The organism is Coleofasciculus sp. E2-BRE-01, from assembly GCF_040221695.1.
Taxonomy (GTDB): Bacteria; Cyanobacteriota; Cyanobacteriia; order Cyanobacteriales; family Coleofasciculaceae; genus Coleofasciculus.
On sequence record NZ_JAVKEA010000168.1, the window covers coordinates 1 to 9,642 of the forward strand.

Here is a 9,642-nt window from a genome sequence, read left to right on the forward strand (position 1 = left end):
TGGGTAGAAGCCGGGAATAAAAAAGAAGACTTTACCGAAAAGGGAGCCAAAATTGTTATTATATTAGACAACGCCAGCTTTCATAAAAAACAAGAGTATATTAATAAGATTGAATCTGAAATGCCCAATATTCATCTTGAACATTTGCCCGAATATAGTCCAGATTATAACTTAATTGAATTAGTCTGGCATTCAACGAAAGAATATATTGCCAATCGGCTTTTTGAATCCATTGAAGAGTTAAAATCTTTGTTGAATCAACTTTTAAATGAAGACAAGCTAGTTATTAACTGGGGACGTAAACTGAAAAATAAGGGTAATGCTCTTATCACAGTTTAAATGCATAACAGCTTACGAGGCTGAGACATCTTGAAAATTAATCGCATTTCGTTCTAAGGAGGTATTCGGAAATGCTTGGTCAATCATCGCCGCATATTCAGCGCGAGTAATCACATTATCCGGTCGAAAGGTTTGATCCGGATAACCACTGACTACTCCTTGTTGAGTCAGTCCTTGAATACACTGTTCAGCCTGGTTCATAGAATTTTCGGTTAATACAAGTATCAATACAAGCAGAATTGTCTACACTCTACCTATTCTCTATGATGACGGTTTGGTGCAGTTAATCCGACTCACTCAAAAGCCGTGATGGGTATTTATACTCAACACCTATAAGGATTTCTGATAAAGCCCCTGGGGTTGATCGTGTAAAAATGAAGAAAATATAAATCGTTTTAATAAACGTTGCTGATACAGGAGTCAACATCCATGGTAGTACTCACCGATCGCACCCAGAAGCGCTTAACCATGCAGACGGGCGAAATCGCGCCAGATACAACGGCGATCCGTTCCTTAGACTGGGATCGCGATCGCTTCGATATTGAGTTTGGGCTGCAAAACGGCACCACCTATAACTCGTTCCTGATTCGGGGTGAGAAAATTGCCCTGGTGGATACCTCCCATGAAAAGTTTCGTGAACTTTACTTAGATACTCTCAAAGGGTTGATTGACCCCAGCCAGATTGATTATCTGATTATTAGCCACACGGAACCCGATCACAGTGGCTTAGTCAAGGATATCGTCCAACTCGCACCAGAGATTACCGTCGTGGGATCAAAAGTGGCAATTCAATTCCTGGAAGACTTGGTGCATCACCCCTTCAAACGGCAAATTGTCAAAAACGGTGATCAACTGGACTTAGGTAAAGGTCATGTCTTGGAATTTGTCAATGCCCCCAACCTGCATTGGCCCGACACCATCTTCAGCTACGATGCCGGAACCCAAGTCATGTTTACCTGTGATGCCTTTGGTCTGCATTACTGTTCCGATAGCACCTACGACGAAGACATGAGTGCCATAGAAGCCGACTTTCGCTTCTACTACGACTGCTTAATGGCACCCAATGCCCGTTCCGTTCTCTCCGCCCTGAAACGGATGGATAAACTGGGAGACGTAACCACTGTCGCCACGGGTCATGGTCCCCTATTATTGCATCATGTCGGCGAATGGGTAGATCGGTATCGGCGCTGGAGTAAAGCCCAGGCAAAAGCCGAAACCTCCGTGGTTGTGTTTTATGTGTCCGATTACGGTTATAGCGATCGCCTTTCCCAAGCCATTGCCCGAGGAATTACCAAAACTGGGGTGGGTGTAGAAATGATGGACTTAAAATCGGCTGATCCACAAGAAGTCCAAGAAACCGTCAGTCGCGCCGGGGGAATCGCGATCGCCATGCCTCCCGCCTCCAATAAAGCCGCCACCGCCGCCGTGAGTACCATCCTCGCTGCCGTAAAATCCAAGCAAACGGTGGGTTTGTTTGAATCCTATGGCGGAGATGACGAACCCATTGATCCCCTACTGAGTCAATTCCGCAACCTGGGACTCAAAGAAGGATTTGCCGCGATTCGGGTCAAAGAAACCCCAACCGAAGCCACCTATCAACTCTGCGAAGAAGCCGGAACCGATATGGGGCAACTTCTTACTCGCGATCGCGAAATTAAGCAACGGAAATCCCTGGATAGTGATCTCGACAAAGCCCTAGGACGGATCAGTGGCGGACTTTATATTATTACCGCCCAAAAAGGTGACATTAAGAGTGCCATGTTAGCCTCCTGGGTATCCCAAGCCAGCTTCAAACCTCTCGGCTTAACTATTGCGGTGGCGAAAGATCGGGCGATTGAGTCGTTAATGCAAGTTAGCGATCGCTTTGTGCTAAATATTCTAGAAGAGGGGAATTATCAGGCATTAATGAAGCACTTCCTCAAGCGGTTTCCCCCAGGTGCCGATCGGTTTGAAGGGGTGAAAACGCAAACAGCGACAAATGGATCACCAATTCTCACCGATGCGTTGGCTTATGTGGAATGTAAGGTGGAAAGTCGCATGGAGTTGAGTGACCATTGGATTGTCTACGCCTCTGTTGACGCTGGACGAGTGTCTAAGGCGGATGCGTTGACGGCGGTTCACCATCGTAAAGTGGGGAATTATTATTAAAACGCAGAGGACGCAGAGGTCAACGCAGAGGTTCGCAGAGGATGACTGAGAATGAGGTGTCGGGAAAAGTTATTGGGTTGGCGATGAAGGTACACACGGCGTTAGGACCGGGTTTATTGGAGTCAGCCTACGAAGCCTGTTTGAGGTATAAACTCAACAAAGCCGGCTTAAACTTTGAACCCCAGAAACCATTACCGTTAGTTTATGAAGAGATTCGTCTTGAATGTGGATATCGAGTCGATTTACTCGTCGAAAACAAAGTCATGGTTGAACTCAAAGCCGTTGACGCCCTGCATCCCATCCATACCGCCCAACTCCTAACCTACCTAAAACTCTCCCACCATAAACTCGGACTCCTAATAAACTTCAACGTCATCCATCTCAAAGACGACATCAAACGAGTCGTCAATCACCTCTAACCCCCTCTGCGAACCTCTGCGCTTCCCTCTGCGTCCCTCTGCGTTAAAAAAACATTCACCAACCACCCCAAACCATGAACCTCAAACGAGTCGTCAATCACCTCTAACCCCCTCTGCGAACCTCTGCGCTTCCCTCTGCGTCCCTCTGCGTTAAAAAAAACCATTCACCAATCTACCACGCACTAAACCATGAACTCTCCTACCCCTCGCGACGTTCAAGTCCTTCCCATCGCCTCCGACACCACCGTTCTCCGTTCCCGAACGTGGGATAGACTCAAATTTGAAATCGAATACGCCCTACAACGCGGCACTACCGCCAATTCCTATCTGATTCAAGCGGATAAAATTGCCCTGATTGACCCTCCGGGCGAATCCTTCACCGAAATCTTTTTAACGGAACTTCAACGCCGGATTGACCCCAAACAAATCGATTATGTCATCCTCGGTCACGTTAATCCCAACCGAGGCGTTACCCTAAAAGCCTTACTCGAACTCGCCCCTCAGATTCAATTTGTCTGTTCCAATCCTGGTGCGATCGCGCTGCGTGGTATCTTAGATGCACCGGATTTAAAAATAACGGTGGTACGGGGGGATGAAACCCTGGATTTAGGTAAGGGTCATCATCTGCAATTTATCCCCACCCCTAATCCCCGTTGGCCCGATGCCCTTTGTACCTACGACCCGCACACTGAAGTTCTATTTACCGATAAGTTATTTGGCGCCCATCTGTGTGGTGACCAAGTAATGGATGAAGGCTGGACAACAATTAGCGAACACCGCCGCTATTATTTCGATTGTGTCATGGCACCCCATGCGCGACAGGTAGAAAAGGCGCTGGATAAGATAGAGGAGGTGCAAGCAAGGCTTTATGCCACAGGTCATGGGCAATTGGTACGCTATAGCTTAATTCCCCTGACCCAATCCTATCGCCAATGGTGTGAACGTCAAAAAACCCAAGACATAAGCGTTGCTCTGTTGTATGCTTCAGCTTATGGGAATACTGGCACGGTTGCCCAGGCGATCGCACGGGGGATTACCAAGGCTGGAGTTGGTGTAGAATCCATTAACTGCGAAATCGCTGACCCGGAAGAGATTCGCGCCGCCGTGGAGAAAGCCGAGGGGTTTGTCATGGGTTCTCCTACCTTAGGGGGTCATGCACCGACCCAGATTCAAACCGCTTTGGGGATTGTTTTATCCACAGCAACGAAAACTAAACTGGCGGGGGTTTTTGGGTCGTTTGGCTGGAGTGGTGAAGCGATTGACTTGATTGAAAATAAGTTTAAGGATGCGGGGTATAAGTTTGGCTTTGAGACAATTCGAGTTAAATTTAAGCCCACGGAAACCACACTAAAATACGCCGAAGAAGCGGGAACAGATTTTGCCCAAGCCTTGAAGAAAGCCAAGAAATCCCGCACATCCCGCCAACCTGTCAGTGATGCCCAAGTTGCCCGTACCGAACAGGCTGTGGGGCGGTTAATTGGGTCACTTTGTATTATTACCGCGAAGCAGGGAGAACTAACAGGGGCGATGTTGGCAGATTGGATTTCCCAAGCCACGTTTACTCCACCGGGTTTAACCATCGCGGTGGCGAAAGATCGGGCGATTGAGTCGTTATTGTATCAGGGTGATCAATTTGTGGTGAATATTTTAGAGGAAGGGAAACATTTGGGGTTAATGAAGCATTTCCTCAAACCCTTTTCCCCGGGGGAAGACAGATTTGCGGGGGTGGCGACGGAGGATGCTGACAATGGTTGTCCGATTCTTAGCGATGCTTTGGCGTATGTGGAATGTACGGTGGATAATCGGATGGAATGTGGGGATCATTGGTTGATTTATGGGGTGGTGACGAATGGCAAGGTGTTATCGGATGGGGTAACAGCGGTGCATCATCGCAAGTCAGGGACGCATTATTAGTGCAGGGGGATGGTTAGCATTCCGAGTCATCTTCATTGGCTTGTAAGAGAGCAAAATTAATCACAGTAGAACTCAATCGAATTCCTCGGTTGAGCATTTGAGAAATTGCTTGCTGTATTGATAAGGGGTAGCCTTCCCGTTTAGCACGCAGCAAAATACCAATCGAACCCGTAACGGACAGTCCACTTAATCTGGCAATTCGCCTACCCGCGACTTCATCAATACAGACAGTTTGGATGTTTTCATTCATGGCTAACTGAATGACTGCGGCTTCACCTCTGTCGAGTGAATTGATAAGTAATGGGGAAATCGTTAGCGGAGTTGGCTGTTTTTGTAGCCAACTTGCCGCTTCAAATTCCATAACAGCAAAACCGCTAGAACCACCGACAAGGATTTCTTGGCAGACTTCAAAGGGAACCAATACCTGGGTGTAGAGAGATTGCAAAACAGTTAAATCCCCTAATGCTGCCACAATCGCAATTAGGGGTGCGGTGTTGATGACAATCCGTTCAGGTTCAGGCATTTTCTAAATCTGATAATAATTCGGCTTCGGTGAGGTCAATCATCGGCACACCATACCGATGTAAAGAAAGCAGGAATGAGACTCTATCGATGCCAACTAATGCAGCAGCCATACCAGACGATAAGCGTTTCATTTCAAAGAGTTTGACTGCCATTGCCCATTTTGCCTCTTGTTCAAACTGTTCTTTAGTTTGTTGCAGGGCATCAGGAAAGGTTTCTGGGTAGCTAATTGTGAGTTGGTGTGACATAGTATTGTCTTGAATAGGGGGATGCAAAGGGATTTCTCTAGTATTAAAGGATGATTCCCGTTCGACGCCAATTGTGTTTTCTTAATACTAATACCAATTTTCCCGAATTTTATGCCATATCCCATCCCTTTGGGCAATTGCTAGGGAATGTATTCATTGCACGATTAGAATAGGACTTACGCAAAGCCTCTATTTGTAGTGGACTGACACAGCTAAAATTGTGGAATAGATTTGACGTTTAAACTGGGCGCAAGCCTTGCGCCCCTACAATTCTAATCTACCATTTTAGGTGTGCCACGCCAGTAGGGTGTGTTAGCGAAGCGTAACGCACCTTTACATCCATCAGTAGTGTGTCGGCATAAGTTTTGGGGTCTTCCGTAGTTAGTGTGCTAAATTGTTAGTTTGATTTGCCGGAACATGGGACAGCAATAGCTTTAACCAATTTTACCCGGATTTCAAAAGAGTTTTGAGGCGGTGAAAAGCGGCAATCATTGTGTGGCAAGCTTCCTGGTTCATTAAAGCTGATAGTTTAGCCCACTAAGTCCGGAAGACCCATTAAAGGCTGGTTAGAACGTATCCATAACCAGTTATCCACACATCCGGCGGTTCCGCTTCAGTTTCAATCCCTGATTGCGGAGAAGACAGAAGGATTTGTCGGGCGGGAGTTTGTATTTCGGGCGATTCAGGACTTCTTACAGCAACAGCCCAATGGTTATTTTATTATTGAAGCTGATCCCGGTGTCGGCAAAAGTGCCATATTAGCCGAATATGTGCGACAGACCGGATGTGTGGCATACTTTAATGTGCGATCGCAAGGCATCAATCGCGCTGATGATTTCCTCAAGAGTGTTTGCCGTCAGTTAATTGAACGCTATCAGTTATCCTACGATTTGCCCTTGCATCCAGAGAATACCCGCGATGGCAATTTCTTAGCGCGACTGTTAACCGAAATAGCCCCTCACCATTCCCCCATCGTGATTGCAGTGGATGCGTTGGATGAGGTGGAGATGAAGAGTCAAACAGATGGGGCGAATGTTCTCTATCTCCCCCAGTCTTTACCCAATGGCGTTTATTTTATCTTGACAAAACGCCAAACTTATGTTCCATTAACGGTGAATAAGCCCTACCTATTTAATTTAATGGAGTATGGGGCAGAAAGTTTACAAGATGTACAGCGTTATATTGAGCAACAGGTTCAGAAAAAGCCCTCATTACACCAGTGGGTAGAGAATCAGGGACAAGACACAGCCACCTTTATCACCACTCTGGCACAAAAGAGCGATCGCAACTTCATGTATTTGCGCTATGTCCTCGAAGATATCGAGTCTGGCGCGTATCAGGATTTAAATCTTGCCAACTTACCCCAAGGCTTACAGCAATATTATTACCAGCATTGGCAACGCATGGGGATGACAGCTAAACCCTTACCGCGAACTAAGATTAAAATCGTCTATGTTTTAGCAGAAGCCCGGAAACCTGTCTCATCGTTACTGATTTCCCAATTTGCCGGAGAAGATGCATTAACCGTGCAGGAAGTCTTGGATGAATGGGATCAATTTTTACGGGAGGAACAGATTGAAGGACAAACCCGCTACAGTATTTATCATGCCAGTTTCCAGGATTTTCTCCATCGTAAGGAGATAGTTAAAAAGGCGGGGATAACGATTCGAGATATTAATACCTTAATTGCCGATAATTTAGCCGAGGGATTAGGATTGTAATTAAAGTTTGTAGTTGCGCTTTAGCGCCATAAACGCTCGAATCTCCCACTATAAGTTAGCGCTAAACTCAAGTCTCACCAACCGCCTTAGGTTCAAACCCAAGGAACCAAAAGCGAAAGTCCACTAAAGTGGACTAAAATCCATATTAAGTCAGCTTTAGCTGACTTGAGCTATTAGCCCGGAGTTTGAACTCCGGGCGGGTGTTCAATAAGCTTTTTAGGAGACACAGCAATCATGACCATCACATCCAAGAAAATGACGCTTGAGGAGTATCTAAACTATAACGACGGGACAGATACCCAGTATGAACTGGTTAATGGGGAATTAATCGTTATGCCACCAGAAAGCGATTTAAACCAACGAATTGTCATGTTTTTACTGAGCCATTTTCTCCAACAAGGAATTCCCTCCTATCGCTTGCGAATTGGGGCGGAAATTGTGGTGAGTGGTTCACGGGCAACAACGCGCTTACCCGATTTAATGGTACTTTCTGAGGAACTAACAACGGCGTTAGAGGGGGCAAGTCGGTCTACAATAATTATTGATATGCCCCCGCCTCAGTTAGTGGTTGAGGTAGTATCACCGGGACGAGAAAATGCAGACCGAGATTATCGGTATAAACGTTCTGAATATGCAGCGCGGGGGATTGCCGAATATTGGATTGTTGACCCTTCGGCTTCGCTCAGGGTCAACCCAATACAACAACGGGTTACAGTGCTAGAGTGGGTAGAAAGGCTTTATGAGGAGCGGGTTTTTCAGGGTAATCAGCAGATTATTTCACCGATGCTACCGGATTTGGATTTAACCAGTGAGAGGGTGATTAATTCTGGAGGTTGATATTAACTCACCTGTTCAGTTTGTTATTATTGATCCATCAACTGTTGTGCCGATCCTCCTCTTCTTTTATAGATCCCCCTCTTCCCTTGAGATCCTCCTCTTCCCTTGAGATCCCCCTTCCGTCCCCCTTAAAAAGGGGGAGACCAGATGTTGCTTCGCTTTTTTTGCAGGGGGGAAGCCAGAGGATGCTTCGTTTTTATGGTACAGGAGAACAATAAATTACAGCATATTACAGGTTTATAAGGTATACCTAAATTACAGAAAAAGGATAATTAATCAGCGACAATGGATAAAATAACCAATAATCTACCTCACGAACTTAACAACCACTGGTATCAAAGTCCCCCTTTTTAAGGGGGATTCAGGGGGATCTAAACGACTCAATTCCGTGAGTTACTGTTACACTCTTCTCTCTTTTGTCCTCGTCTCTCCACTTCCAGATATACTTCCAACCAAGATAGTCATGGGTGAATTAAAGCAAAAACTCGCAACAATGTCACCGGAAAAGCGACTCTATACCTTAGAAACCCTACCCACTCATTTTGGTGAAGCGGGACAGTTTGAGCGATTGTATCGTTTGCTAACTGATTTTGATTTTATTGAGGCGAAATTAGAAGCACTGGGCGTGCAGGCGCTGATTCAGGATTATGAATTCGTGGGAAATATTACTCCCTGTCCGTTCCAGGAAAAGCTAGGAGACGAACTCCCCGCCCCAGCCAAAACCCTCACCTTAATTGAAGAAACGATGCGGCTATCAGCACATATCTTAGCCGCTGACAAAACCCAGCTAGCCGGACAATTGTGGGGGCGGTTGATGGCGTTTGAATTGCTAGGAATTCAGGCACTCTTGGCGCAAGTCAAGCAGCAAAACAAGCCCTGGTTACGTCCTTTAACTTCCAGCTTTACACCCCCTGGTACACCGTTACGGCGTACCCTCAACGGACATACCGACTGGGTAGATGCAGTAGCCATAAGCCCCGACGGGCAACAGGTGGTTTCCGCTTCATCGGATAACACCCTAAAAGTCTGGGATTTGCAAAAGGACATGGAAAAATGCACCCTCACTGGACATACTGACTTGGTAAATGCAGTAGCCGTAAGCCCTGACGGGCAACAAGTTGTTTCCGCTTCATCGGATAACACTCTGAAAGTCTGGGATTTGGACAAAGGAGTAGAACAATTCATCCTCACTGGACATACCGACTGGGTAAGTGCAGTAACCATCAGCCCCGACGGGCAACAGATTGTTTCGGCTTCAAGGGATAACACCCTGAAAGTCTGGGATTTAGACAAAGGAGTAGAACAATTTACCCTCACTGGACATACTGACTGGGTAAGTGCAGTAGCCATAAGCCCCGACGGACAACAAGTTGTTTCGGCTTCAAGGGATAAAACTCTGAAAGTCTGGGATTTAGACAAAGGAGTGGAAAAATTTAGCCTCACTGGACATACCACCTGGGTAAATGCAGTAGCCATCAGTCCCGACGGGCAACA

General features: G+C 46.4%; 9 protein-coding genes and 1 pseudogene. 7 read left to right on the plus strand and 3 right to left on the minus strand.

The genetic code is table 11. The annotated features are described in order from the left end of the window. Positions 1-339: transposase (locus tag RIG66_RS20645; protein ID WP_446380620.1), on the plus strand; the 339-nt coding region annotated here is incomplete at its 5' end. Positions 340-351: 12 nt separating this feature from the next. On the opposite strand, the gene RIG66_RS20650 is transcribed toward RIG66_RS20645, so the two are convergent. Continuing rightward, positions 352-540: an S-layer homology domain-containing protein gene (locus RIG66_RS20650; protein WP_446380621.1), complete on the minus strand. Its 189-nt coding sequence runs from the start codon at positions 538-540 to the stop codon at positions 352-354. A gap of 228 nt (positions 541-768) precedes the next feature. On the opposite strand from RIG66_RS20650, the gene RIG66_RS20655 reads away from it, so the two are divergent. The 3 genes from RIG66_RS20655 to RIG66_RS20665 all read left to right on the plus strand — a co-directional run bounded on the left by RIG66_RS20655 (position 769) and on the right by RIG66_RS20665 (position 4,820). Then, positions 769-2,487 carry a diflavin flavoprotein gene (locus RIG66_RS20655; protein WP_446380622.1) on the plus strand — a complete coding sequence of 573 codons (1,719 nt, stop codon included), beginning with the start codon at positions 769-771 and terminating at the stop codon, positions 2,485-2,487. 41 nt (positions 2,488-2,528) lie between these two features. Then, positions 2,529-2,906: a GxxExxY protein gene (locus RIG66_RS20660; RefSeq protein WP_446380623.1), complete on the plus strand. Its 378-nt coding sequence runs from the start codon at positions 2,529-2,531 to the stop codon at positions 2,904-2,906. A 189-nt stretch (positions 2,907-3,095) separates the two neighbouring features. Beyond that, a complete protein-coding gene (locus RIG66_RS20665; protein WP_446380624.1) occupies positions 3,096-4,820 on the plus strand; it encodes a flavin reductase in 1,725 nt (574 codons plus the stop codon). Between the two features lie 13 nt (positions 4,821-4,833). Here RIG66_RS20665 and RIG66_RS20670 read toward each other — a convergent pair whose 3' ends face one another. Together RIG66_RS20670 and RIG66_RS20675 are read right to left on the minus strand one after the other, a co-directional pair. After that, positions 4,834-5,343 (minus strand): DUF3368 domain-containing protein, encoded by a 510-nt coding sequence (locus RIG66_RS20670; protein WP_446380625.1) that lies wholly within the window; start codon positions 5,341-5,343, stop codon positions 4,834-4,836. Beyond that, positions 5,336-5,590: a UPF0175 family protein gene (locus RIG66_RS20675; protein ID WP_446380626.1), complete on the minus strand. Its 255-nt coding sequence runs from the start codon at positions 5,588-5,590 to the stop codon at positions 5,336-5,338. The genes RIG66_RS20670 and RIG66_RS20675 overlap by 8 nt, the downstream gene beginning before the upstream one ends. 788 nt (positions 5,591-6,378) lie before the next feature. Here RIG66_RS20675 and RIG66_RS20680 point away from each other — a divergent pair. The 3 genes and pseudogenes from RIG66_RS20680 to RIG66_RS20690 form a co-directional block, all read left to right on the plus strand. Beyond that, positions 6,379-7,311: a hypothetical protein gene (locus RIG66_RS20680; protein ID WP_446380627.1), complete on the plus strand. Its 933-nt coding sequence runs from the start codon at positions 6,379-6,381 to the stop codon at positions 7,309-7,311. 234 nt (positions 7,312-7,545) lie between these two features. Further along, the gene (locus RIG66_RS20685) at positions 7,546-8,148 is read left to right on the plus strand and encodes a Uma2 family endonuclease (protein WP_446380628.1); all 603 of its coding nucleotides are present in this window, start codon (positions 7,546-7,548) and stop codon (positions 8,146-8,148) included. Between the two features lie 463 nt (positions 8,149-8,611). Continuing rightward, positions 8,612-9,642 (plus strand): annotated as a pseudogene (locus tag RIG66_RS20690) (hypothetical protein); the annotation flags it as partial.